This window comes from Streptomyces cavernae (genome assembly GCF_004023625.1).
Taxonomy (GTDB): domain Bacteria; phylum Actinomycetota; class Actinomycetes; order Streptomycetales; family Streptomycetaceae; genus Streptomyces; species Streptomyces cavernae.
Genome location: NZ_RPDJ01000033.1, coordinates 44,459 through 69,247 on the forward strand (window position 1 = coordinate 44,459; position 24,789 = coordinate 69,247).

The following is a 24,789-nucleotide window of genomic DNA, read 5'->3' on the forward strand; positions in this document are numbered from 1 at the left end:
TGAAGGCGTCACGAGGTCACTGCGTGAGCCTCTCGAAGTTGCCGGTGTCCTTCGTGTCGGGGGCGTTACCGGCCGGCGGTGGAGCCGGAACCCGCAAGACAACCCAGGTCCCGAGCACGGCCACCACCAGGATCACGCCGGCCGTCACCAGCGTCACACCGTCCGGGTGGATCAGCGGCTGGCCCCGCAGCGCCTGCCAGAAGACGAGAGCGAAGGCGGCGGCGTACACCCCCGAGGCGAGCAGCACCAGGCGCAGCCGTACCCGGTCGTTCCCGAGGCGGGTGAAGCGCGGTGCCAGAACGGCCAGCACCAGGACCAGCAGTGGCAGCAGCTGCAGCGCGTGCATGCCGAAGAAGTGCGGTATTCGCAGATCGCCGCCGGTGGTCGACCAGCCGGTCAGCGGCATCGAGGGACCGCCGTCGGGCACCCCCACGCTGTGTGCGCCGACCACGTCGGAGACGCCGCTCTGCTGCCCCGGCGCGGGCCGGTCCATCAGGAAGCCGACGGCGGTTCCGGCCAGCGCCAGGATGATGCCGCAGCGCATCGCCCAGGCGGACGCTCGGTCGGCCATCCGGGCCAGGAGCAGAAGCACGGCGAGGACGAGCGTGGCGAGCCACAGGAAAATGACCGTGCCGCCCATCACGTTGTACAACGCCTCGTCCAGAGGTGTTTCGTAGTTGAAGTGGCTGCGCTTCCCGCGCATCGCCTGTCCCGAGATGATCACGATCTCGATGGCGCTCGCCACGGCGACGACCGTCCCCGCCCACCAGGCCACGCGTCGGCCGCGGGGGAGGAGCGAGAGCATCCAGGACAGGGTGAGGCAGTACGCCGCGAACGAGAGCGTGAACTTGAACGGCTTGAGCCAGATCGGCGAGCCCACCAGAACACGGTCGTCGACGAGGAGTCCCACCGCGCACAGGACGGCGATCGGCACCATCGCCGCGGAGCTCAGCACCAGCGGCCGGTGCCACGACCGCCATGGAGCCGACGACCGCCACGTCGACGAAGACCCAACCGATGAAGAAGACATGACCCCCCTCACATACGGACGGCGGAGGTGTCCGCCGTCCGGTGGCACGCCGGCCTGATCGGCCGGCGTGCCACCTGCTCGTCGTATCCGGTACATCCGGCGTTGGTTCGGAGGCGGACTGCGGTTCAGGGGTCAGCCGGACACCCGTACCGGCAGCCGCCTGGGGCAGATGATCTGCATCGGGTCCTCGAACTCCACGCCGGCCGAGTGGTCGACGGTGATTCCGTCGTAACGGTCGAACAGCGCGTTCAGCGCGATCCTGGCCTCCAGCCGGGCCAGCGGGGCACCGAGGCAGAAGTGGACGCCCAGCCCGAAGGCGATGTGTCCGCTGGTGTCGCGGCGGATGTCGAAGCGGTCCGGGTCGGGGAACCGCAGCGGATCCCGATTGGCCGCGCCGGACCACAGGGTCACCAACTCACCCTCGCCGACGGGCTGCCCGCCGAGCTCGGTCTCGGTGGTCGTCACGCGCACGAGCCTGGAGAACGGCGGGTACAGCCGCATGAGCTCCTCGATGGCGTTGGGCAGCAGATCGCGGTCCGCGCGCACGGCGGCGAACGCCTCGGGGTGGCGGTCGAAGGTGAGGATCGCGTTGCCGAGCAGCGCCATGGAGGCGGCGTGGCCGGCGAACAGGGTCAGGCCGATCAAGCCGATCAGATCGCCGTCGCGCAGCGGCTTGTCGTCGATGGTCGCCCGGGCGAGCCCGGTGAGCAGGTCGTCGGCCGGGTTCTCCCGCCGCCTGCGCACGTGCTCGAGGATGTAGGCGTTCATCTCCCGGATGGCGGGGACGATCTCGGCCTCCATCACCTCCGGTGGCACGGTCGCCGCGTCGAGTGCGCCCAGTGCGTCGCCCCAGGCCCGGTACATCGGCACGTCCTCGGCCGGCAGGCCGAGCATCTCGGCTACCACGAGGATCGGCAGGGGATAGGCCACTTCGCCGATCAGGTCGAAGGCGTCCGATCCGGACACCTTGTCGAGCAGGGAGTCGGTGGTCCGCTCGATCCGCTCGGCGAGGCCAGAGACCGCGCGCGGGGTGAAGGCGTGGCTGATTGCCCGGCGCAGCTTCTTGTGATGTGGGCCATCGCTGGTGACCAGGTTGCCCATGAGGAACAGGTCGAAATCGGGCTGTGGTTCGTTGTACAGCCGCACCGTGTCCGAGGAGAACGTCTTCGGGTCGGTGAGCACGCGGGCGATGTCGGCGTGCCGGAACAGCTGCCACCCGTAGGTGTCGTCGTGATGGATCGGCTTCTTCTCGTGCATCTCGCGGAACCAGGTGAACAGCGAATCCACGGGTTCGGTCACGGATTTCTCTGTCGTCGGCATGGCCACCCTTGATTCGACTGCCACTGAGTTGCTGTTCACAGGCCGACCATGGACCGGTAGACCTTGCGGTCGATCTGCGGCAAGGCCAGGCCCAGGGTGTTCGGCGTGGTCGACGGAGTCGGCGACAGCGTTGGGGACCCGGCGACCCTGAGGCCCGATTCAATGGCGCCGTCCATGTAGCCGACCCAGCCGAGGGCGAGGTCGTCGCCGCAGAACTTGACCTTTCCGAAGGGCTGGTTGATCGCGCGGTGCAGTTTCGTCAGTTGGTGGGGCTGCCGGAACGCGGGCCCGCCGAGGGAGAACTCGTCCGCCTGCCAGTCGCACACGGTGTAGCTGCGCAGTGTCGCCGACGGCAGGATCTTGCGCACCGCGGCCTCGACCTGCCCCCGGTTGCGGAAGTCCAGTGCGGTGTCGATGGTGAAAGCCACGACGGGAGCGTTGTCGTTCAGCCGGCCCATGATGACGAAGGGGTGGTCCTCGGGCGCCTCGGCGATGAACCGGTCGGTGGGGGTGGCCAGGTCCAGCCACAACTTCTTCTGACGCGGTACGCCGTAGCCCTGGACGGTGGCGTCGCGGTACGCCTGCGGCAGCACCGGATTGAAGGTGATCTTCTTCCAGACGTTGACCGGCACCGCCATGACGACCTCGGCGGCGAAGTAGCTCGCCCCCGCCCGGGTGACCACCTTGACCTGGCCGGACTGCTGGGTGACCGAGGCGACCGGGGCGTTGAGCTTCAGGTCCGGCTTGCCCTCGGCCAGGATCGCGCCGGCCAGGGCGATGGTTCCGCGATCCATGCGGTAGGTGTTGACCCCGGAGAAGCCCTGGTAGTTCCAGCCCGCCAGAGCCCACCACTGCGACAGTTGGAGCAGTGAGCCCCGTGCAGTCGGCGCACCGTAGAGCCCGGTGGTGCTGGTCATCCGGATCTCGTCCTCGGGCGCGTAGGCCAGCTGGTCGAGCCGGTCGCGCAGGGACAGCCGGTCCAGCGGTGTGATCAGGTCCTCGCGGGTGAACGGCGCGTAGGGCTTGGGGAAGTAATCCTTCGAGCCGTCGAAGAACGGCGTGAACAGTTCGCCCTGCCGGGTGTAGGCCGTGACCGGGTCGGATTCCACGAATCCGGTCGTGGTGGGCATGAGTACGCGCTCGGGGCCGGCGTCGGCGACGATCTTGAGGTTGTAGCGCGATATCTCACGCCAGATGTGCGGCTGCAGCGGGTCGACCCAGGCGCCACCGCGCTCGATCTCGTAGCCGTTGAACGTGTCGGTCCACGTGCGGCCGCCGATGCGGTTGCGCGCCTCGAGGACGAGGACGCTGAGGCCCTTGGCCCGCAGTTCGCGGGCCGCGATGAGACCGGCCAGTCCGGCGCCGACGACGATCGTGTCGTAGGTCTGACGGGCGGTGACGTCTGTGTCGACGGCGGCTTCGGCGAGGGCGGGCACGCCCGCCCCGAGCGCCGTACCGGCTATGGCCAGGCCTGTCGCCTTGAGCGCGGTCCTTCTGGACATCGCAGAACGATGCGCGGCCTTCTTGCCACGGCTGGTGAACATGAACTCCCCCGTGTCGTTTCCGTGTAGCTTTCGAGAGTTTGACTTGCTGGATTTCAAACCGAGCCGGGAATCCGGGTCGCGGAATCCGCGACCCGGATTCCCGGCTCGGCTCTTGCCGGTGTCGGGAAGAAATCAGGCGGCTGGCTTGCGGAACTGCTTGATCAGCGCCGCGTAGCTGTTCTCGGCGTCGCCGTCCGCCACCGCGCGCTTGGCCAGTTCCAGGAAGAATCGCGGCAGTTCGGTGTTGACGCCGAGTGCCTGGCTCTCCTCCAGCAGGTGCGTCATGCCGCCCACGTGGACGTTGACGGTGGCGTCGGTGGCCGGGTACTCGCCCTCGTCGATCTGCTGCGCGTACGCGGAGGCATACTCGGCCGTCACGTTGATCGCGGTGGTGGCCAGCTCTGCGAACGTCGTCGCCTTGACGTTCGCTGTTTCCAGCAGCGCGGCAGCGTGCAGGAAGCTGTTCAGAACGCCCCACATGATGCTCAGCACGGACATGTCGTACAGGGCGGACAAGCCGTGGTCCTCGTCGAGGTAGATCGTCGCGGCCTCGCCCAGGACCTGGAGGGTGGCCTGGTGCTGCTCGAAGGCGACCTTCGGCCCGGAGTACAGCAGCGTGGCCTCGGCGCTGCCGATGGCCTGGGGAAGGGCGAGAATGGCACCGTCGAGGTAGGTGATGTCGAGCTTGGCCGCCCACTGGGCGGTCTCGCGCGCCTGGGTGGAGCTGGCCGTGGTCAGGTTGACCAGGGTGCGGCTCGCCAGCGACGAGCCGACCGGGTCCAGCAACCCGTGCACGGCGTCATAGTCCGAGACGCAGATGACGACGAGCGGGCTCGCCTCGACGGCGCTCTTGACCGAGTCGGCGAGGGTGGCGCCGTTGGCGACGAGCTCGTCGGACTTGCCGGCCGAGCGGTTCCAGACGGTGGTCGGGTGTCCCTTGGCCAGGAAGGCCGCGGCGAGTGCTTGGCCCATCAGGCCCAAGCCGACGACGGTGACCGGTGCTTGGGACGGGGGGAGGGTGGACACAGGTACTTCTCCGTACTTCGTGCGGCTTCCGCCGCGATGGGTGTGATCGATCATTCGTGGGCCCCGGGCAGCAGCACGAAGGCTGCGCTTGACTCCCGTGCTCGGGGGCCTTGGGGGTTCTTGCACCATGAGCGTCCGATGAGGTCGCGTGGTCTGGTGCCGGGGGCACCTCCCACGCCTTTCGGGCTGTGGGGGAGCATCGCCAGGCGCCGGAGAGCCCTGGACGGGGTGCCCCCGCTCGAGCGGAGCCGAGAGCTTGGGGGAGGAGCTATCTGGGCTTTTCGGCAACGCGGCGATGGGGGTGCCCCCTGCTCGAGCGCAGCCGAGAGCTTGGGGGAGCGGTGCCAGACCGCGCGACCCGGGCGGGCACAGTGCGAGGAACCCCAGACAGGCCCTGGGTCAGCCCTGGTTCGCGTCCTCGGCGGTCCACGGGCCGCTGACACCGAAGGGGTTGTCCACGACGTAGCGCCAGTAGCCGTCCTCGCCCCGGTGCAGTACGTCGATGGCCACGCCCTTCAGCAGCTCCGGCCTGCCGTTCTCGTCGAGCGCCGCCATCTGCCACTCGACCACGAGCTGAGCGGTGTCGCCGACCACGAGTTGCTGGCGCACCGTCGCGTCCACGGAGGGCTTGCGATTCTTCAGGAACTCGACCACGTAATCATGGCGGGCCTGGCCGTAGAGAGGGAATCCCGGCTCCCACATTCCGACCGCATTGTCGACGTACATGGCGTTGACCGCGTCCGCGTCGCCGGAGTTGAACGCTATTCCGAACGCCTCCTGGTGCTTGTCGATATCAGTCACCAGAGTGTAATTGCTGTCGGCCACGGCGCATTCGCTCCATTCATGTCTGCAGCACCTGCATGAATCTGCTCGCACGCTACCAGCGCGCTTCCCCGTCGCGGTCTCCTGCCGGTAATCGTCGCCCCGGCGTGCGGAGCGCCGCTTCGATTACCCTGGAATGACCATTGGGCTTGCGTTTTCCAGCGGGGCCGTATTGGACGGCGGGACCTCTTTCTGGGTAGGTGAGTTGATGGCCGCGCTGTTTGCGCCCGGCCGTACCCACCGGCGCGACGGTCGGTGAGGTGTGCGGCGCGCTCAGCGAGGTGTGGGGGACCTCGCACGTGCGTGCCCGCGAAGGCGCTGGGCGTCCGGTTACTCATGGGTGAGCGTGTCGGAGGACGGTCGGCCCTATCGTCTCCACGGGAGTCTTGGGGAGGGTGCGCCCGTGATACCGGTAACCGCACCAGTAACACGGAGCGAACCCTGCTCTCGATCGCCGGACGAACCGAGGGTGTTGCGCTGCGTCTGCGCCACCGGGTGACGAATGCGCGGGTGTGTACGAGAGATGCCTGGCGGAACAGGAAACGGCACGGACAACAACGGAATCTGGACGACCGCCATCGGACAGTGCTTCGTCGACGCGCTCAACGAGGGACTGACGAGGTCGGTGGCGTCCCGGGCCTATGCACTGCCCGGACAGCACGTGGGCGGTGTCGAGTTGCCCGATCCCTACGCGGCTGCGGTACTGCGGCGTTTCGAGGACGATCTGCAGACCGTCCTCGCGCCGGAGGACCGGCACGACGCCACGGTCCGGTCCGCGGTCAAGCGCCGAGCCCGGCAGTTACTGAGGGACGCCTTCGGGCTCGCTGAACCGCCGCGGCGGTCGCTTCCGTCCGATGCGGACACGGAACTGCCGACTCGGCATGAGGCGGTCGTAACCAGTCTGCTCCTGGAGTGCGCCGTGCTGGTGGTGCTGGAGCAGGGGACGTTCGAGGGATCCCGTCGCCGGCCGGCCGACCTCGTGCGCGCCCTGGGCCGGTCGGTGCGGCACCCCGCACCGACCGGCGAGCGCGACGGGTTGCCGGCACCCCGTAGTTCGCATGTGCTGGAGGCGAAGGGCCTGTCAGACTTCAGCCATGACCAATGATCTTCTTACGGGGAAAGTCGTTCTCATCACCGGGGCGAGCAGCGGCATAGGCGCCGCATCAGCGAAGGTGTTCGCGCGCGAGGGCGCGACGGTGGTGCTGACCGCCCGAAGACACGACCGGCTGGCCGCTCTCGTCGAGGAGTTGCGCGGGGAAGGAGCACAGGCCGCATTCGTGGTCGGTGACATGTCGGTACCGGAGGACGCCGCCAGGGCGGTGGACTTCACGGTGGGGGAATACGGGCGGCTGGACGCGGCTTTCAACAACGCGGGAATCGGCGGCGATCGCACCCCGCTTCACCTCATGCCGGACGGCGTGTACGACGGCATCATGGACATCAACGTCCGCGGCGTCTTCAACTGTCTGCGGTACGAGATCGCGGCGATGCTGCGCAACGGCGGCGGTTCCATCGTCAACAACAGCAGTGTGGGCGGCCTGGTGGCCATCCCCGCCGCCGCTCCCTACATAGCCTCCAAGCACGCCGTCGTCGGCTTCACCAGGGCGGCGGCCGACGAGTACGCCAAGCAGGGCATCCGCGTGAACGCTGTGGCCCCGGGAACCACGCGCAGCGAGATCACCACCGATTGGTTCGGACGCAACCCGGGCCTCGAAGAACTCGTCAACTCGCTGACTCCGCAGGGGCGTACGGCGGAGCCTGAGGAGATCGCCGCCGCGGCCGCGTGGCTGCTGAGCGATCGGTGCACCTTCCTGACCGGCACCGTGGTGCCGGTGGACGGAGGGTTCGTGAACCAGTGACCTCTGCGTCCGGGCGGGTGTGTGCCCTGCCCGGACGCGAGGTGGTCACTGCGTCGTGCCGTCGAGATCGACGGTGAACGCGGTCTTGTCCCCCTGGACTCCGCGGACGCGCAGGGCGTGCACGCCCGCGGCCGGCGCGGGCAGGCTCTCGGCCTCTATCCAGCAGGGCTGGTCGAACTCGACGTAGTGCGAGTAGCGGGTGGCGATGCGGGTGGGTGCAAAGACGTCCGGGGCGAGGAGGGCGTGTGCCGCCTGCTGCGCCGCCTCCAGCAGGACGAGGCCCGGCACGTGGTCGACCGCGTGGTCGAACAGCACGGTGTTGGCCACGACGTTGCGCAGCAGCCAGCGATTCGCCCGGTCGCCGGGTGACAGGACCACGTCGACGGCGTCGGGTCGTGCGACGAGTTCGGGGATGGTGGGAGGCGGAACCTGCCATCCGGCCCAGTCGGTGGCGGCGTACTCGCCGCGCAGGCGCCGGTAGACCGGCGGGGATATCCAGCCGAACCCGGATTCGACCTGGGCCACCGTGGTAGTGCCGTGCAGGATTCGCAGCGCCATGTGCAGGGCGTTGGGAGTGCGTCTGCCGAGCTGTGGTGCCGAGACGTCGACCTCGACGCGCAGGATCGAGGGTCTGCCGCGAGGAACCCTGAAGCCGGGTGCGACCGTGAAGTCCAAGGTCTTGAGGATGGTTTGGTGGTCGAGCGGCACGTCGTACTCGGCGTGGGCTATGACCAGCCCGCTCTGCCGGATGCTCTGGGCGAGGATGCGTGGGTCGTAGGGAAGATCGCCCTGGACGGCAGGCCACTTGAGGTCCAGCGTGAACGTGTGTGACCCGCGGCGCCGCCAGTTCGCGACGAGGACGGATTCCTGACGCTTGAGATGGGTGTACGGCCCTAACAGTGACGACTTGGCGTGTGGTGCCGGGTTGTAGCGGTTCGACGGGCGTGATGCGTACGCGGTTTCGGACAAGTCCCCCCCTTGTCTGAGTGGCTACGACGGGTTGAGAAGCGCTGTTAAAGTACCGGCTCACCGGTCGGTTTGGGGAACGGGTAACTGTGAAATCAAGCACGGGTAAAGGTGAAGTCATGGAGACGCGAGTTGGCTAGGCAGGAGCGTGCGGTCCGAACGCGCAGGGTGATCCTCGAGACCGCCGCGGAGATGTTCAACGAGTTTGGGTATGAAGCGACCACCATCGGCGGACTCATCGAGCGGATCCAGCTCACCCGAGGCGGCCTGTACTTCCACTTCACCTCGAAGGAGGAGCTGGCGCGCGCCGTGCTCGACGAGGCGGTGACCCTGAAAGGCCACGCACCGCAGACCTTCAAGCTGCAGGAGTGGGTGGACCTTTCACTGCTGCTCGCCCATCGCCTGCCCAAGGAGCCGGTGCTCAGCGCCTCCATCCGCCTGTCCGTCGACCCCAAGGCCCGCCGTCTGTTCGGCACCCGCTGGCCCGACTGGATCGAGGTGGGCACCGCATTGCTCGACGAGGCCAAGGAGCGCGGCGAGCTGCTGCCCCATGCCGATCCGGAGGAGACGGCGCGGCTGTTCGTCGGCGCGTGGACCGGCGTGCAGCTGATCACCGAGACCCTGCCGGGCCGCGTCCTGTCCGAGGAGATCTCCAGCCTGCTCGCACTGCTGCTTCCCAACCTCGCCAGCCCCGGGGTCCTGGCCAAGCTGGACACCTCCCCGTACCGCGCCGAGCGACTGCTCGAGGCCGTCGGCGTCCCGTTGGCCTCGTGACCGAGCGGCAGGCCGCGTCGCGGAGCCCGTCCGCGGCCGCGTGATCAGTCATGGACTCGAGCCGGGCCGGCGCTGTGGGCTGCGGCGTTCCTCTGATCACCTCTGCGTCCGCCGTCTGTCGTCAGCGGTGGTCCCCGATCTGCTGTCTCGTGGTGCACCGGCGTGGTCTCGCGTAACCTATGCCTTGACCGGTTTTTGTCACGTGTCGCGTGAATGAATGTTCGCCGCGCCGATAAGGAGCGAACCGCGAGCGTCCTCACGCACAAGAAGCCGGACGTCTGACCTCTTTCTGGGCTGAGGGCCGTTCACGGGGACAGCCGCGTGCTGTGTCAGATCACTGGGGGATGATGAACAGGAACGTCAGGGAGTTCGACGCCGCGCGAGGGGGGGTCCTGCCGTCCCCTGGGCTGAGTGCCGTTCTCGGGAACCGCTTGCTCGGCTCCCTCCAGCGGGCCGGTCAACGCGCCAAGGCCGAGCGGTACGTCAGTGGCCTCCTGGCGTTGCCGGGGCGCAAGACGCTGCGCAACATCGCGACCCAGTTCGACGGGGCGGCCGCCCAGCAGAGCGTGCATCACTTCATCAGCACGTCACCGTGGCAATGGATGCCGATACGTCATGCGCTTGCCCGTCATGTGCAGCAGGCGCTGGCGCCGCAGGCGTGGGTCATCGTATCCACCGTCATCCCCAAGGCCGGGCCGCACTCGATCGGTGTCGACCAGTTGTATCTGCCGCGCCGTGAGCAAAGCGTCAACGGCCAGCACGCGGTGGGCACCTGGCTGGCTTCCAGCCGCTTCGCCGTGCCCGTCGACTGGCGTCTGCGCCTGACCGGACGCTGGCTGGAGGACCCACTGCGGCGGCGCGCCGGTGTCCCGCACAGCGTCACGGGGGGCACTCTCGAGCAGTGCGTGCGCGATGCGGTGACCCATGTCGTGATCGCCGGTGACGCGCCGGTGGCACCCGTCGTGGTGGACGTCGACGGCATCGACGCGGTGATGCTCGCGCGGTCCTTGTCGGCGATGAAGCTGGCCTACCTCATACGGGTCGGGGCCGAAGCCCAACTGAGGCTGCACCGGGCGCACCTGCCCAAGTACGGTGACCGCGAGCGGACAGCGGGCGAACTCGCGGCGTCGCTCACCCGCCTGCGGCAGCGGGTGAATCCCGGTGACGGTCCCACGACAGCGGCGGCGATACCCGTGGTCGCGCCGCCCTCGGGCACGCGAGCGGGCGGGCTGACGCTCGTCGCGGAGTGGTCCGACGGACCGGTCGGCGCGCGCCTGTGGCTTACGGCGGCTGAGGTTCCGCCGCTGGCGACGCTGCTGCGCCTGACCCGTCTGACCTCGGTCGTGGACCGGGATTTCACGGACATCTCGGAGGGTGTCGGGATGACTGACTTCGCGGGACGGTCGTTCCCCGGCTGGCACCGCCACATCACCCTCTCCTCCGTCGCCCACCTCGTGGCCGCCACCCGCAGGCTCGGCGCCGCGGCGTAAGTGCGACGGTGGGCCGCCGTGGGTGAACTGGGCAACCAAAAAAGAACTACCTACCGTCCGGTAACGTGACATTCTCGAACTCGGATGTGGGGGTGGACACGCTTCCGCTCCTTATTGTCTGGACCACCACACCAGCACCGACACGGGCGCGGGAGCGCCGGAAAAGGAGCGTGCGTAGTGCAGTTCAACCTCGTCGGCCCTTTTGGAATCGTGACCGATGACGGCCGCACCTACGCTCCGCAGGGTCCGAAGATCTGTCAGATGCTCGCGGTGCTCGCGTTGCAGCCTCGCGAAGCGGTGGCCACCGAGACCCTGGTCAGGGAGCTGTGGGGCGACGACGCGCCGAGCAACGCCACCAAGACCCTGCAGACGCACGTCTACCACGCGCGCCGCATGCTCGACGAAGCACAAGAGGGCGCACCCGCACGCCGGTTACTCGTGACCCAGGCACCTGGCTACCGCCTTGACATCGCCGAGGAAGAGGCCGACGTGCACGTCTTCGAGCGGTGCGTGCGACAGGCTCAACGAGAGCTCGCTCAGGGCTTCGCCGAGAAGGCAGCAGACCATCTCGCAGAGGCCGACGCGCTGTGGCGCGGCCGGGTGCTGAGCAACGTACCGGTCGGCCCTTTTCTCACCGGACGCATCGCCCACCTGGAAGAACTCAGGATCCGCGCGCTGGAGTTGAAAGTGGAGACCGAGGACCGCCTCGGCCGCTACCGCGAGTTCCTTCCCGAGCTGCGCACGCTGGTCAACGACCACCCGCTGCACGAGTGGTTCCACGGCCGGCTCATCTCGGCCCTGCACCGGGCGGGCCGCCGTGGCGAAGCGCTGCAGGCCTATCAGAACCTCTACGACATCCTCCAGCGCGAGCTGGGCCTGGAACCCGCCGCGGAACTGAAGCGGCTGCAGGCCGACATACTGCACGCGACCGACCGGGAAAGGGTGCCGCGGCACTCGCGGATCAGCGCGGCACCGCAGCACGCCGTCGCCCCGTTGTGGGTGCCTGCCGTGGCCAGTTGAGGTGAGCACATCGGTCTGCGCCCTGCTCTCCCTCGCCCCCAGGCCTGATAGTGGTCACGCCAGAAACGGCGAAGCAGTGGATCGCGTACGCGCCCGCATACTCGGCAACGGTCGTACGTGGCCACGCCGAGTTCCTTGGGGGCCAGCGTCAGGATGTGGTCCTGGGCGGGGCCGACGAACTGTCCGTCGATCAACGCGAGCGGCAGTTGAGGCCCCTCTTCTTCCCCCTGATCGCGGCCCCGTTTCCGAAGGACCGAAGGGAAACTACGCATTTGCCCAGGTGGCGCGAAACGCCCGTGGCGGTCACAGAGGGGGCTTCAGCGGCCATCCGCTCGGACAAGGGGCAGGTGCGGTTCCCGCCGGCCCACTCGTCCTGCGCATGAAGACCTCGTTGCAGGCCGCCCCACCACCCTCCGGGGCGCTGGTACTGACCGGGCGTTCGTGGGTCTGGGGGGCGGGGGCAGGGGCGGGCTGGACGTTGTCGGGCGGGTCCGCCGGCGGAGTGGTGGGCGGCATCCACGGCATCGGCGGCGGCTCGCTCCTCCTCGCCGCGAGGACTTCACGTTCATCGATCTTCGGGTTCGCCAGGGCCCACAGGATCGGCATCCCAGTCGGGGCGCACACCAGGAACAACCGCAGCCCCCAGTAGAACCGTGAGTGGGACGAGCAGTAGCCGTAACTCGCCCACCCCGCCACTTCGGATCGCTTCACCGTGGGCCGCGACGTGCCACAGGGCACGGGTGTGGAGTCGCAGATCCACACGGGATCGTGCCAAAAGTCGGTGTCCTTGGCCAGGACTCGGATCAGGCGTTTGACCTGCGGCAGCGCGGCTCGTAGGCGCAGTTTGTAGCCGGCGTCCTGCGGGATGCAGAGGAACATGCCGCGGTAGTGGGCGCGTACGTGTCGCAGCCGGCGGGCCTCGCTGTGAAAGCCGAGCAGGGCCTGCATGACGGCCGGGCACAGCAACTCGAGTGGCTCAGTCTCGGGGGCCTGCCTGGCAGTCGGGAGATCCCGGCCCAGTCATCGTCGATCTTCACGTACAGCGCGGTCACGAGGGTGGTCAAGTTCCTCGTCACAAACGGATCTTGAGCACCCTCGCGTTGTGCACGCAGGCATTCGGAAAGACTCGTCTAGCGCGAGTACCGGAGCGAGTGTTGTGGGTTGGTGCAGGTCAGGTCTGCCCATTGAGTTGTTCGCTCGGCAGCGAGATGTGCACCGTGCCGGAGGGAGAGGGCGGCGACGATGCTCAGTCCGCGGCCGTTCTCATCGGGGTGCGGGCGGTCGGGGGATGAGGATGACCGAGGAACCGGGCCCGCGTCGCTGACCTCGATGCGGAGAATGCGACGACCGTCGACCTCCGGCCTGGACAGACGTAGTTCGGCCGGTGGCAGGGCGTGGTTGATTGCGTTGGTGGCCAGTTCCGAGATGACCAGGAGGGCATCGTCGACCGCGTCCGGGCACAGGCCCCATTGGATGAGCAGGGCGCGTGAGCGGTGGCGCAGTGTGCGGACGGCCTCGGGTATGTGAGAGATCGCAATAACGTGCTCCGAGCCGGGTGGGACGACGCCGGGATGGGGTCTTTCCTGGGCCGGGGTGGTCACGGCGGCTTCGTGGCTTGAGAACATCGCGGGCTCCTGGGCGGTGTCGGAAAGAAAGGTCCTCGCTTCCCCTTCCTTTCGGGCTGCCAGGACTGGTCCGCGCCAGGGCAGTCGGGATGGGATGAGGGGTTTTCAAGGGCTGACCGGGACGGCTGACCGGTCCTAGGGAGTGGCGGCCTGTGCCACTATCCGGCATGAAGTGCCGGATAGTGGCACGAGTATGGTTCGCCGTAGCATGCAGGCTTGTCAATAGGCGGGTCGTACGCACTCCGGGGAGGCCAGTCCGACCAGGAGTGGGAGTTCAGTCGACAGGGACGATGTGTGGCGCCCCGGGCGGCGCCGCGGCAGGCGCGCCTTGGACCCCGGTCCGCAACGGCTGGTGCGCGGACGTCCAGGCCCGCCCCCGCATCCGCGGGCAGCTGACGGCGCCAGGTTTCGGCCCGGTTGTGGCCGGCGGTTTCAGATCGGGTATGTGCCGTCCTTCGCAGTGGATGGCCGAGCCTGCGGCCCTCGGCTCAGGCGGCCTCGACCGGCCGGCGGCAGCCTGCAGTGGCGAACTTCACGAAAGGCGGGCGAACTCCGATGCGTAGGCTGGACGCCGTCGTCGTGGGCGCAGGTCTGGGGATGTGGAGCCGTATCCGGCCTGACGGTACGTCAGGAAAGTTGGCTCGGTCAGTATCAGTCCTGCAAGAGCCTGCGAACGCTGCCCGAACATGCGAGTCGTTGTAAGGTGTGGAAACAGCACTTGACCTGCAAAAACGCAGGCAGGGAGCCTAGTCCCGGGAGTATCTCGATGTTCCGTACCATGTTCAAGTCCAAGATCCACCGCGCCACCGTCACCCAGGCCGACCTCCACTACGTGGGGTCGGTCACGATCGACACGGAGCTGCTGGAGGCGGCCGATCTGCTGCCCGGTGAGCTGGTCCACATCGTCGACATCACCAACGGGGCCCGGCTGGAGACCTACGTCATCGAGGGCGAACGTGGCTCCGGGGTGATCGGGATCAACGGCGCCGCCGCCCACCTCGTCCATCCCGGGGACTTGGTGATCATCATCAGCTACGCTCAGGTCTCCGACGCCGAGGCCCGGACGCTGCGGCCGCGGGTCGTCCACGTCGACGCGGGCAACAGGATCGTGGCCCTCGGCTCGGACGCGGCCGAGCCCGTGCCCGGCTCGGACCAGGAACGCAGTCCGCTGGCCGTCTGATCCGCCCCACCCTCAGCCGAGGAGCCCCATGACCCACATCGTGATCCGTGACGACCGCACCTCCGGCCGTCTGGAGGCGCACGCCGAGGGCGTAGTCGCCGGCCGCATCGAGTACTTCGTCCTGGAGTCACCGGGGCGCGCGCTGGTACCCGTGCACACGATCGTGGAGCCGGAGTACGAGGGGCAGGGCATCGCCGGTTCCCTGGCGCGGGAGCTGTACGCGATGGCGGCGCGCGAGAGCATCGAGGTCGCGCCGCTGTGCCCGTACGTCGTGCAGTGGGCGGCCCGCCATCCGGAGGAGGCGCCGCCCGCCTCGCCCGAGCTGCTGAGCGCCGCGAAGGAGTGGGTGACGGCACACCCGGAGCGCTGGTGACGGTGCGTCCGTCGCCGCTGCCCACCTGACCCGCGCACTAGGGCCTGTGTCGGAAGTGGCGTCGTTCGCTCGAAGGGCGGGCCGGGCGGCGTCATGAGGGTCCCCCTGCTCATGGGGGTCCCCCCCCGCTCGAGCGCAGCCGAGAGTGGGGAAGAAGTCGAGAGCTTGGGGGAGCGAGCTCTGGGGGTGGGCCGAGTGGGGGTGCCCCCTGTTCGGAGAGCTTGGGGGAGCGTGCCGGGCGGAGGTCCTCGTACTGGATGTACTTGGGCTTTCGCCCGGTGGCCGAGTGGGGGTGCCCCCTGTTCGGCGAGCTTGGGGGAGCGTGCCGGGCGTCGGCCGGCAGACGCCACTTCCGACACAGGCCGTAGGCCTGTCCCCGGCCGGTCCCGGCCGGGTGAGTGGACGACACCGCCCCGGGTACGCGTGGCACAAGTCCAGAGCCGACCGACGTATCGACTGGCTGGAGGACGCCATGACGGACCCTTACCCAGATCCCGTGTCTCCGGCGCCGGCGCCCGGGCCCAACCCGGATCCCGTGTCGCCCGCGCCCACTCCGGGGCCCAGCCCCGACCCGGTGCCGCCCGCGCCGACACCCGTCCCGGAACCCGTCCCCCCGGCACCGACACCCGGTCCGCCGCCCGGGCCCGGCCCCGACCGGCCGACGCCCACGCCGGATCCGGTGCCCAACCCGGACCCCCGGCCGGTGCCCGAGCCGCCCCCGTCACCGATCCCGAAGCCGCCCGGCCCCGAACCGGTACCGGACCCAGAGCCCGGACCGCCGCGGACGTCCCGTCCCTAGCGGAGCACGGAGGACGGCCCCGGAGACCTTCCCCAGCGGGGGAGAACGGAGGCCCATCCCTGGCGGGAGCACGGACGCCCGTCCCCGGCGGAGCACGGGGGCCTATCCCTGGCGGGAGCACGGACGCCCATTCCCGACGGAGCACGGACACCCGTCCCCGGCGGCGGCGCCAAGTCCTCAGCGGAGGAGTGGAACACGACGAGAGCGGCCGGTCACGGAGAGCCTCCGTGACCGGCCGCCGCACGCGCCCTCGGGGGTTCGCCCCGGGTCAGGCGGAGACCTCCGACCGGTCCCCGCCCCACAGCGTGTGGAACGAGCCCTCCCGGTCGGTCCGCCGGTAGGTGTGCGCTCCGAAGTAGTCGCGCTGGCCCTGGGTGAGCGCGGCCGGCAGGCGCTCCGCGCGCAGGGCGTCGTAGTACGCCAGCGCCGCCGCGAAGCCCGGGGTCGGCACACCCTGGCGGACCGCGGCGATCAGCACCTCGCGCCAGTCGTCCTGCGCCGCCGCGATCTCCTGCGCGAAGGTGTCGTCGGACAGCAGGCTCGGCAGATCGCGTCGCGCGTCGTACGCGGCGCGGATCCGGTCCAGGAACGCCGCACGGATGATGCAGCCGCCGCGCCACAGCGAGGAGACCGCACCCAGGTCGATGTCCCAGCCGTACTCCGCGCTGCCCGCCGCGATCTCGTGGAAGCCCTGGGTGTACGACACGATCTTCGACGCGTACAGCGCCTGCTCCACCCGGTCCGCGAAGGCCGCCGCCTCCGCCTCGCCCAGCGGCGCCGCCTTGGGCCCGGCCAGCCCCCGCGAGGCGTCCCGGAGATCGATGTGGCCCGACAGCGAGCGCGCGAACACCGCCTCCGCGATCCCGGACACCGGCACGCCCAGGTCCAGCGCGATCTGCACCGTCCAGCGACCGGTGCCCTTCTGCTCGGCCCGGTCCTGCACGATGTCCACGAAGGGGCGACCGGTCGCCGCGTCCACGTGGGAGAGGACCTCGGCCGTGATCTCGATGAGGTAGGAGTCGAGCCGGCCCGTGTTCCAGGTACGGAAGATCTCCGCGATCTGGGCGGGGGAGTAGCCGGCGACATCGCGCAGCAACTGGTACGCCTCACCGATCAGCTGCATGTCCGCGTACTCGATGCCGTTGTGCACCATCTTCACGAAGTGCCCGGCGCCATCCGGCCCCACATGGGACACGCAGGGCGTGCCGTCCGCGGCCTTCGCGGCGATCTTCTCCAGCATCGGACCCAGCGATTCGTACGACTCCGGCGACCCGCCCGGCATGATGCTCGGCCCGTGCAGCGCGCCCTCCTCGCCACCGGAGATGCCCGCGCCGACGAAGTGGATGCCCTGCTCACGCAGCTCGCGCTCGCGGCGCCGGGTGTCGGCGAAATGTGCGTTGCCCCCGTCGATGATCATGTCGCCGCGTTCGAGGAGGGGGGCGAACTCCTGGATCACCGCGTCGGTGGGGTCGCCCGCCTTCACCATGATGACCAGCCGCCGCGGCCGCTCCAGGGCTTCGACGAACTCCTTCGCCGTCTCGGCCGGGACGAAGTCGCCCTCGTGTCCGAACTCCTCGACCAGCGTCCGGGTCCGTTCCACCGTCCGGTTGTGCAGAGCCACCGGGTAGCCGTTGCGCGCGAAGTTGCGGGCGAGGTTGCGCCCCATGACCGCGAGACCCGTGACACCGATCTGCGCTGAACTGCTCATGCGTATCGCTCCTGTAGCTCCGGTCGTGCCCGTTTCGTCGGTCGTGCCCGTCAGTATCGTGCGGGCGCGCCCCGGACCCCGTGAATCGGCGCCCGCTTAACCTGACTTGCCGATGTTGTGTACGGAGGAGGAGTCGCTGTGCCTCATTTCGACCTGCCCCTGCCCGAACTGCGCGCCTACCGCTCCGCGTCCACCGAACCGGACGACTTCGACGCCTTCTGGGAGAAGACGCTCGCCGAGGTCCGTGAGCACGACCTCGACCCACACTACGTCGCCCACGACCTGCCGCTCGTGGGCGTGGACGTGTTCGACGTGTCCTACGCCGGCTTCGGCGGTCACCCGGTCAAGGGCTGGCTCGTCCTGCCCGCGGGCGCGAGCGGACCGCTGCCCGCGGTGGTCGAGTACATCGGCTACGGCGGCGGCCGGGGCCTGCCCCACATGCACCTGCTGTGGGCCAACGCCGGGTTCGCGCACTTCGTGATGGACACCCGGGGCCAGGGCAGCGGCGGCTGGGCCCAGGGCGACACCCCCGACCCGTTGGGCAGCGGTCCCGCGTACCCCGGCTACATGACCCGTGGCATAGAGGACCCGCACGCCTACTACTACCGGCGCGTGTACACCGACGCCGTACGCGCTGTCGAGGCGGTCCGTGCCCACCCGTCGGTCGACGGCACCCGGGTCGCCGCGCTCGGCGGCAGCCAGGGCGGCGGCATCACGATCGCGGTCGGCGGACTCGTACCGGATCTGGCGGCGATCGCGCCCGATGTGCCGTTCCTGTGCGACTTCCCGCGCGCCGCCACGATCACCGACCGCCACCCGTACCGGGAGATCGCCCTCTATCTGAAGGCCCGGCGCACCGGCGAGGACGAGGTGTTCCGGACGCTGTCGTACTTCGACGGGGTGCACTTCGCTGCGCGCGGCCGGGCGCCCGCACTGTTTTCGGCCGCTCTCGAGGACATGACCTGTCCGCCGTCCACCGTCTTCGCCGCCTTCAATTCCTATGCGGGTCGGGACAAAACCATCGAGGTCTACTCGTTCAACGACCACGAGGGCGGCGGCCCGTACCAACAGGCGGCGCAACTCAAGTGGTTTACCGGTCACTTGGGGTGACGGGCGGCTGAATCGCCCCCTTGTCATGGCCGGTTCGCCGCGCATACTTTTGGCGCTCCGTACCATGTCAAGGGGGCTTCCTCATGGCCGAACGGGGTCGGCATCGCCGGTATCAGCCCAGCAGGATCAACCGAGCTTCGCTGACCGTGACCGCGGGGAGCGCCGGCATGGCGATCCCTCTCATCGGCACCGGTGTGGCCGAGGCCGCCGACGTCGACACGTGGGACAAGGTCGCGGCTTGCGAGTCCAGCAACGACTGGAACATCAACACCGGCAACGGTTACTACGGCGGGCTGCAGTTCTCCCAGTCCACCTGGGAGGCGTACGGCGGCACGCGTTACGCCCCGCGCGCCGACCTGGCCACCAAGGACCAGCAGATCGAGATCGCGGAGAAGGTCCTCGACGGGCAGGGGCCGGGCGCCTGGCCGGTGTGCTCGGTCCGCGCGGGCCTCACCCGGGGCGGCGACACCCCTGACATCAACCCGAAGGGCGACGGCCCCGAGCGGGACACCTCCACCAAGGCCCCCAAGCGCACGGTCCGCGACGTCAAACCACAGACGACACCGCAGTCGCAGGCGGGCACCGCCCGGATGTACACCGTCGTGCAGGGCGACACGCTCTCCACGATCGCCGACTCCCGTGCTGTCGAAGGCGGTTGGCAGCGGCTCTACCAGGCCAACCGCAAGACGGTCGGCGGCGACCCGGACCTGATCGTGCCCGGTCAGCGGCTGAGCCTCGCGTCCACCGGGGCGCCGTCGGGCGGCGGCAAGGCCACGGCCACCCCGGTCTCCACCGCCGGGAAGACGGACACCGGGAAGAAGACCGGGGCGCGGACCGACACCGCGGAGAAGAAGACCGAGCGGAAGACAGAGAAGACCGAGCGGAAGACAGAGAAGACCGAGCGGAAGACCGAGAAGAGGACCGAGGACAAGGCCAGGACCGGGGCCCGGTCGCTGACTGCCCCGGTGAGCGCCGCCATCGGCACCCAGTACCGCGCGGCCGGTTCCTCCTGGTCGAAGGGCTACCACACGGGCGTCGACTTCCCCGTACCCACCGGCACATCGGTGAAGTCGGTCGGGGCGGGTGAGGTGGTGAGCGCCGGCTGGGGCGGCTCGTTCGGCTACGAGGTCGTGATCCGGCATGCCGACGGGCGGTACACCCAGTACGCGCACCTCTCGGCGATCTCCGTGAAGTCCGGTCAGCGCGTCATGGGCGGCCAGCGCATCGGCCGGTCCGGCTCCACGGGCAACAGTTCGGGCCCGCATCTGCACTTCGAGGTACGGACGGGGCCCGGGTTCGGTTCCGACGTGGATCCGGTGGCATATCTGCGGTCTGGCGGCGCCGGGATCTGACGGAACTCGGGGCGACGCTCGTCAGGTGCCTGAGTGCCTGAGTGCCTGAGTGCCTGAGTGGCTGAGGTGCCAGGGGAGGCAGAGGTGCCGACGAGCGTCAGGACCTGATACGGGTCCGTCCGGCGCGTTTCGCCGCCCGGGCCGGCGGCACGTACGGCCCCGCGTAGAACGGGCCGAAGGGCGGCACGTACACCTCCTCCCGGAGGAGGTAGGCCTCCTCCCGGGCCCGAGCCGCGGCCGGGGCCGGTGCGAAGACGGTGGCGGTCAGCTCCTCGGGGACGCGGTCCGGTACCGGTACGTCCACGACCTCGGCGAGGATGTCCTCGCCCCCCGCGCGCTGCACCGGAACGGAAGCCGGGACCCGAACCGGGGCCGGGGCCGGAGCCGGACCGGAGACCTGGCCGGCCACGCGCTCCTCCCCGCTGATCCGCTCCGTGGTCAGCAGGATCAGGCCGCCCGCGGCGACGATCCCGCAGCCCAGTGCGAGCAGGGTGCCCGTGGTGCCGTAGCGGAAGGTCTCGCCGAACATCGTTATGCCGACGGCCGCCGCCACCACCGGGTTCACCACCGTCAGCGTGGCGAGCGGGGCGGCGAGGCCCGCGCCGCGGTAGGACGCCTGGGACAGCAGCATCCCCGCGGTCGCCAGCACGCCTATGACCGCCAGGCTCGGCAGGTCGGCGAGCGAGACCCCGCCCGCCCAGTCCACGGCGACCGTCTTGGTGAACACCGAGGACATGCCGAACGCTATGCCGGAGGCCACCGCGAGCAGCACACTGCGCACCGCCGGGTGCCGGTGGGCCGCCCGGGCCGCCACCATCAGCGCGACCACCGCGCCACCCGTGACCACGGCCAGGGCGACCCGCTGGGCGGAGTCCAGCGACTGCGAGTCCGCCATGCCGACCAGGGACAGCAGTCCGGCCAGGCCCACCGTCGCCATGATCGCCCCGCGCCATGCGGTGGCTCCGGCCCGGCGGCCCACGAACAGCGCCGCCATGGGCAGCGCGACCACGATGGTCAGCGCGCCCAGGGGTTGCACGAGGCTCAGCGGACCGTAGGCGAGCGCCACCACGTGCAGCAGCCCGCCCAGTCCGTTGAGCCCCACTGCGGCCCACCAGCCGGCCCGGCGCATGGGCGCGTACTGCTGGTCCGGGGAGTTCTCGGCGACGCGTTCCTGCACGATCGCCCCGCCCGCGTAAGCGACGGCGGAGACGAGGGACAGCAGCACCGACAGAGCGAGTGCGCTCATCGGTCCCTCCTCTCTGTGCGGTGGGCGTGCCCCGGAGCGAACTCCGTCCGGCGGGGCGAACGATCGGCATCCATGGTCTCCACGATGCCTCGTGAGCGGGCTCACGTCGTCGTACCTGAGCACGCATTGAGTCGTACTGCCGATGGAGTACGTACCTACTCCGGTCCTCCCCAGGTCTGGTGCCGCCCGGCAGGGCCCCCATGAGGGAAACCCCTAGGGGCCTTGGTACTACTGCTCTTCGTGGACATCGACCGCGACCTCACGGGTCTCCGCGCGCTCGGCGGCTTCTTCGTACTACGCACGGGTGGCCCGCCGCATTCCCGACTGCCGACGCTCGCCCAGGCGTACTCAGGGACCCATACGGCACAGAGTGTCGGGTTTTATGGCGATTCGATAACTTTTCGGATTCGCAAGGTCGCGGAGAACCTGCGGACCCCGGAACCGCGCGTCGCGGCCTCCGTGACCCAGCAGGCGCTGGCGGCGCGGCTCTGGTCGGTCGCGCTGGGCGCCGCCGCGCTGTACGGCGAGCTGCCCGATCTGGATCCCCGGCTGCTGCACTGGGATCCGGACGCCTCCGCTCCCGACGATCTGTGGTTGTCGGAGCTGCGGATGCTTCCGGTGACCGCCGTCGACGACGTCATGGCAGTCGTGGTGACCGGCCATCTCGTTCCGCTGATCGACACCCTGTCTGCCCGTCACCGGGTCTCCGACCGGCTGCTGTGGGGCAACGCCGGCTCGGCTCTCGCCGGAACGGTGCGGCAGATCGACCGCTGGGCCCGGGCCCACCACCGCCCGCAGGCCGCGGCACGGGTCCGCGCGCTCGCCGACGGCCTGCTCGGCCGCCCCGGCCTCGCCGGCAGCCTCGATCCGGCCACCCTGCGCCGCCGGAGCTGCTGCCTGTACTACCGGGTGCCCGGCGGCGGTCTGTGCGGGGACTGCTGCTTCGACCGGAGACCGGGACTCGCCCCCCGCAGTTGACCAATCCGTAAAGCGGTGGTCTTCCGCCAGAGCCTCATCTGGGTGACCATGAAGGGGCCGGCGAAAACCACGGGGAGGTTCTGCGTGAGAGTGGGCCTGTTGACCCGGGAGTACCCGCCGGACGTGTACGGCGGGGCCGGGGTCCATGTCGAGTTTCTGGCAAGGGAATTGAGGTCCCTCGCGGACCTCGACGTGCACTGCTGGGGCGAGGGCCGGGCCGACGGAGTGGTCCGCCACCGCCCATGGTCCTCCCTGGACGGCGCCAACGACGCGCTGCGCACCTTCTCCGTGGACCTCGCGATGGCCGCCGGCCTCGAGGACCGCGAGCTGGTCCATTCGCACACCTGGTACGCCAACCTCGCCGGCCACCTCGGCAAGCTGCTGCACGGCATCCCGCATGTGATGACCGCCCACTCGCTGGAACCGCTGCGCCCCTGGAAGGCCGAGCAGCTCGGCGGCGGCTACGCGCTCTCCAGCTGGGCCGAGCGCACCGCGATCGAAGCCGCCGACGCCGTGATCGCGGTCTCCGGGGCCATGCGCGAGGACATCCTCGGCTGCTACCCGGCGCTGGACCCGGCGAAGGTCCGGGTGGTCCACAACGGCATCGACACCACCCTCTACCAGCCGGACCACGGCACGGAGGTGCTCGGCCGCCTCGGTATCGACACCGGCCGCCCGTACCTGCTGTTCGTTGGCCGTATCACGCGTCAGAAGGGCGTACCCCATCTGCTGCGCGCGGTCCGCGACATCGACCCGGCCGTCCAGGTGGTGCTGGCCGCCGGTGCCCCGGACACTCCGGAGATCGACCGCGAGTTCCGCGACCTCGTCGACGAGCTCGGCCGCAGGCGCGACGGAGTCCACTGGATCCCGAAGATGCTCCCGCGTCCCGACGTCATCCAGCTGCTCACGCACGCCGCCGTGTTCGTCTGCCCCTCGGTGTACGAGCCGCTGGGCATCGTGAACCTGGAGGCGATGGCCTGCGGCACGCCCGTCGTGGCCTCACGGGTCGGCGGCATCCCCGAGGTCGTCGAGGACGGCGTCACGGGTGTCCTGGTCCCGCTGGACGGGGCGGACGGAGCGAACGGCGACGGTGCGGCGTTCGAGGCGGGACTCGCCCGCGCCCTGGACTCCGTGATCGGGGACCCCGAGGCCGGCCGCCGCATGGGCGAGGCGGGGCGGGAGCGGGCGGTGCGGGAGTTCGGCTGGGACGCGGTGGCCCGGCGCACGGTTCACCTGTATGAGGAAGTCCTCAAACAGGCGCAGGGTGGGTAGCAAGGGCGTTAGAAGCACGAGGCGTAGCCCGACCGGGCGTAGAGGGGCGGCGGCATGCGACGCGGTGGACCTTCGGTATTGGGGATCGTACTGGCCGGCGGAGAGGGCAAGCGGCTGATGCCGCTGACCGCCGACCGTGCGAAACCAGCCGTGACGTTTGGCGGAACGTATCGCCTAGTCGACTTCGTACTCTCCAACCTGGTCAACGGCGACATCCTGCGCATCTGCGTCCTGACCCAGTACAAGTCGCACTCGCTGGACCGGCACATCACCACGACCTGGCGGATGTCCAGCCTCCTCGGCAACTACATCACCCCCGTCCCGGCCCAGCAGCGCCTGGGCCCACGCTGGTACCTGGGCAGCGCCGACGCGATCCTGCAGTCGCTCAACCTGATCTACGACGAGCGGCCGGAATACGTGGCCGTCTTCGGCGCCGACCACGTCTACCGCATGGACCCGCGGCAGATGCTCGCCCAGCACATCGAGAGCGGTGCGGGGGTGACCGTCGCCGGTATCCGGGTGCCGCGGGCGGAGTCCTCGTCCTTCGGCGTGATCAGCCCCGGCTCGGACGGGCAGACGGTGCAGAGCTTCCTGGAGAAGCCCGCCGATCCACCGGGGCTGCCGGACGACCCCGAGACCGTCTACGCCTCGATGGGCAACTACATCTTCACCACCAAAGCGCTGGTGGAAGCGCTCCAGAGGGACGCCGAGGACGTGCACTCCGTGCACGACATGGGCGGCTCCATCCTGCCGCAGCTCACCGAGCGCGGCGAGGCGCACCTGTACGACTTCAGCGCCAACCACGTGCCCGGGGAGACCGTCCGCGACCAGGGCTACTGGCGTGACGTGGGGACCCTGGACGCCTATTACGAGGCCCATATGGACCTCATCGCCGAACGGCCCGCCTTCAACCTCTACAACCGCAGCTGGCCCATCTACACCCACTCGGGCCAGCTGTCGCCCGCCCGCTTCAACGCCGGCGGCATGGCCAGCGAGTCCATCATCAGCGCGGGCTGCCTCATCCGCGGGCAGGTCACCCGCTCGGTCCTCTCACCCGGCGTGGTCGTCGACCCCGGCGCGGTGGTCCAGGGCTCGGTGCTGCACGACAACGTGCACATCGGGCGGGGCGCGGTGGTGCGCGGAGCGGTGATCGACAAGAACGTCGAGGTTCCGCCGGGTGCGACGATCGGCGTCAACCCGGAACGCGACGCGGACCTGTACACGGTCTCCAAGGGCGGGGTGATCGCCCTGGGCAAGGGACAGATCGTGTCCTGACCGGACGTGGGACCCGCGAT

The 24,789-nt window shown here is 69.5% G+C and carries 21 protein-coding genes and 1 pseudogene; 12 read left to right on the forward strand and 10 right to left on the reverse strand.

What is annotated here, in order from left to right:
- Window positions 1-16: 16 nt before the first annotated feature.
- From EF387_RS35210 to EF387_RS35230, 5 genes are all read right to left on the reverse strand, one after another.
- On the reverse strand, window positions 17-937 hold the full coding sequence (locus EF387_RS35210; RefSeq protein WP_238431882.1) for a hypothetical protein: 921 nt from the start codon (window positions 935-937) through the stop codon (window positions 17-19).
- Window positions 938-1,162: 225 nt separating this feature from the next.
- On the reverse strand, window positions 1,163-2,329 hold the full coding sequence (locus EF387_RS35215) for a cytochrome P450 (protein ID WP_238431875.1): 1,167 nt from the start codon (window positions 2,327-2,329) through the stop codon (window positions 1,163-1,165).
- Window positions 2,330-2,385: 56 nt separating this feature from the next.
- Window positions 2,386-3,852 carry a flavin monoamine oxidase family protein gene (locus EF387_RS35220; RefSeq protein ID WP_238431876.1) on the reverse strand — a complete coding sequence of 489 codons (1,467 nt, stop codon included), beginning with the start codon at window positions 3,850-3,852 and terminating at the stop codon, window positions 2,386-2,388.
- A 174-nt stretch (window positions 3,853-4,026) separates the two neighbouring features.
- Window positions 4,027-4,920 carry an NAD(P)-dependent oxidoreductase gene (locus tag EF387_RS35225; protein ID WP_274388970.1) on the reverse strand — a complete coding sequence of 298 codons (894 nt, stop codon included), beginning with the start codon at window positions 4,918-4,920 and terminating at the stop codon, window positions 4,027-4,029.
- Between the two features lie 399 nt (window positions 4,921-5,319).
- Window positions 5,320-5,745, reverse strand: coding sequence for a YybH family protein (locus tag EF387_RS35230; RefSeq protein ID WP_128380667.1), 426 nt, complete (start codon window positions 5,743-5,745; stop codon window positions 5,320-5,322).
- A gap of 520 nt (window positions 5,746-6,265) precedes the next feature.
- Between EF387_RS35230 and EF387_RS35235 the strand changes: the two genes are divergently transcribed.
- Both EF387_RS35235 and EF387_RS35240 read left to right on the forward strand, forming a co-directional pair.
- Window positions 6,266-6,847 carry a hypothetical protein gene (locus EF387_RS35235; RefSeq protein WP_202918465.1) on the forward strand — a complete coding sequence of 194 codons (582 nt, stop codon included), beginning with the start codon at window positions 6,266-6,268 and terminating at the stop codon, window positions 6,845-6,847.
- The gene (locus EF387_RS35240; protein WP_128380668.1) at window positions 6,837-7,601 is read left to right on the forward strand and encodes an SDR family NAD(P)-dependent oxidoreductase; all 765 of its coding nucleotides are present in this window, start codon (window positions 6,837-6,839) and stop codon (window positions 7,599-7,601) included. The genes EF387_RS35235 and EF387_RS35240 overlap by 11 nt, the downstream gene beginning before the upstream one ends.
- A 45-nt stretch (window positions 7,602-7,646) precedes the next feature.
- Here the strand turns inward: EF387_RS35240 and EF387_RS35245 are convergent, their stop codons facing one another.
- Window positions 7,647-8,570: a ScbA/BarX family gamma-butyrolactone biosynthesis protein gene (locus EF387_RS35245; RefSeq protein WP_128380669.1), complete on the reverse strand. Its 924-nt coding sequence runs from the start codon at window positions 8,568-8,570 to the stop codon at window positions 7,647-7,649.
- 129 nt (window positions 8,571-8,699) lie between these two features.
- Between EF387_RS35245 and EF387_RS35250 the strand changes: the two genes are divergently transcribed.
- The 3 genes from EF387_RS35250 to EF387_RS35260 all read left to right on the forward strand — a co-directional run bounded on the left by EF387_RS35250 (window position 8,700) and on the right by EF387_RS35260 (window position 11,851).
- On the forward strand, window positions 8,700-9,341 hold the full coding sequence (locus EF387_RS35250; RefSeq protein WP_128380670.1) for a ScbR family autoregulator-binding transcription factor: 642 nt from the start codon (window positions 8,700-8,702) through the stop codon (window positions 9,339-9,341).
- Window positions 9,342-9,688: 347 nt separating this feature from the next.
- Entirely contained in the window at window positions 9,689-10,831 is a 1,143-nt protein-coding gene (locus EF387_RS35255; protein ID WP_128380753.1) for an IS701 family transposase, read from the forward strand.
- Window positions 10,832-11,008: 177 nt separating this feature from the next.
- Window positions 11,009-11,851, forward strand: coding sequence for an AfsR/SARP family transcriptional regulator (locus EF387_RS35260; protein WP_128380671.1), 843 nt, complete (start codon window positions 11,009-11,011; stop codon window positions 11,849-11,851).
- Between the two features lie 546 nt (window positions 11,852-12,397).
- Here the strand turns inward: EF387_RS35260 and EF387_RS50180 are convergent.
- Both EF387_RS50180 and EF387_RS35270 read right to left on the reverse strand, forming a co-directional pair.
- Window positions 12,398-12,927: pseudogene (locus EF387_RS50180) on the reverse strand (transposase family protein); the annotation flags it as partial.
- 54 nt (window positions 12,928-12,981) lie between these two features.
- Window positions 12,982-13,476 (reverse strand): ATP-binding protein, encoded by a 495-nt coding sequence (locus EF387_RS35270; protein ID WP_128380673.1) that lies wholly within the window; start codon window positions 13,474-13,476, stop codon window positions 12,982-12,984.
- Window positions 13,477-14,242: 766 nt separating this feature from the next.
- On the opposite strand from EF387_RS35270, the gene panD reads away from it, so the two are divergent.
- Both panD and EF387_RS35280 read left to right on the forward strand, forming a co-directional pair.
- The gene (panD, locus tag EF387_RS35275; protein WP_128380674.1) at window positions 14,243-14,656 is read left to right on the forward strand and encodes an aspartate 1-decarboxylase; all 414 of its coding nucleotides are present in this window, start codon (window positions 14,243-14,245) and stop codon (window positions 14,654-14,656) included.
- 28 nt (window positions 14,657-14,684) lie between these two features.
- Window positions 14,685-15,029, forward strand: coding sequence for a GNAT family N-acetyltransferase (locus EF387_RS35280; RefSeq protein ID WP_128380675.1), 345 nt, complete (start codon window positions 14,685-14,687; stop codon window positions 15,027-15,029).
- A gap of 1,067 nt (window positions 15,030-16,096) precedes the next feature.
- Here EF387_RS35280 and gndA read toward each other — a convergent pair.
- Window positions 16,097-17,536 (reverse strand): NADP-dependent phosphogluconate dehydrogenase, encoded by a 1,440-nt coding sequence (gene gndA / locus EF387_RS35285; RefSeq protein WP_128380676.1) that lies wholly within the window; start codon window positions 17,534-17,536, stop codon window positions 16,097-16,099.
- 138 nt (window positions 17,537-17,674) lie between these two features.
- On the opposite strand from gndA, the gene EF387_RS35290 reads away from it, so the two are divergent.
- Entirely contained in the window at window positions 17,675-18,646 is a 972-nt protein-coding gene (locus tag EF387_RS35290) for an acetylxylan esterase (protein WP_128380677.1), read from the forward strand.
- An 83-nt stretch (window positions 18,647-18,729) separates the two neighbouring features.
- Window positions 18,730-19,998, forward strand: coding sequence for a transglycosylase family protein (locus tag EF387_RS35295; RefSeq protein WP_128380678.1), 1,269 nt, complete (start codon window positions 18,730-18,732; stop codon window positions 19,996-19,998).
- Between the two features lie 97 nt (window positions 19,999-20,095).
- On the opposite strand, the gene EF387_RS35300 is transcribed toward EF387_RS35295, so the two are convergent.
- Entirely contained in the window at window positions 20,096-21,244 is a 1,149-nt protein-coding gene (locus EF387_RS35300) for a DMT family transporter (RefSeq protein ID WP_128380679.1), read from the reverse strand.
- 240 nt (window positions 21,245-21,484) lie between these two features.
- Between EF387_RS35300 and EF387_RS35305 the strand changes: the two genes are divergently transcribed.
- The 3 genes from EF387_RS35305 (at window position 21,485) to glgC (ending at window position 24,769) form a co-directional block, all read left to right on the forward strand.
- Window positions 21,485-22,222 (forward strand): (2Fe-2S)-binding protein, encoded by a 738-nt coding sequence (locus EF387_RS35305; protein WP_128380680.1) that lies wholly within the window; start codon window positions 21,485-21,487, stop codon window positions 22,220-22,222.
- Between the two features lie 84 nt (window positions 22,223-22,306).
- A complete protein-coding gene (glgA, locus tag EF387_RS35310) occupies window positions 22,307-23,494 on the forward strand; it encodes a glycogen synthase (RefSeq protein WP_128380681.1) in 1,188 nt (395 codons plus the stop codon).
- A gap of 54 nt (window positions 23,495-23,548) precedes the next feature.
- Window positions 23,549-24,769, forward strand: coding sequence for a glucose-1-phosphate adenylyltransferase (glgC, locus tag EF387_RS35315; protein WP_128380682.1), 1,221 nt, complete (start codon window positions 23,549-23,551; stop codon window positions 24,767-24,769).
- Window positions 24,770-24,789 lie beyond the last annotated feature (20 nt).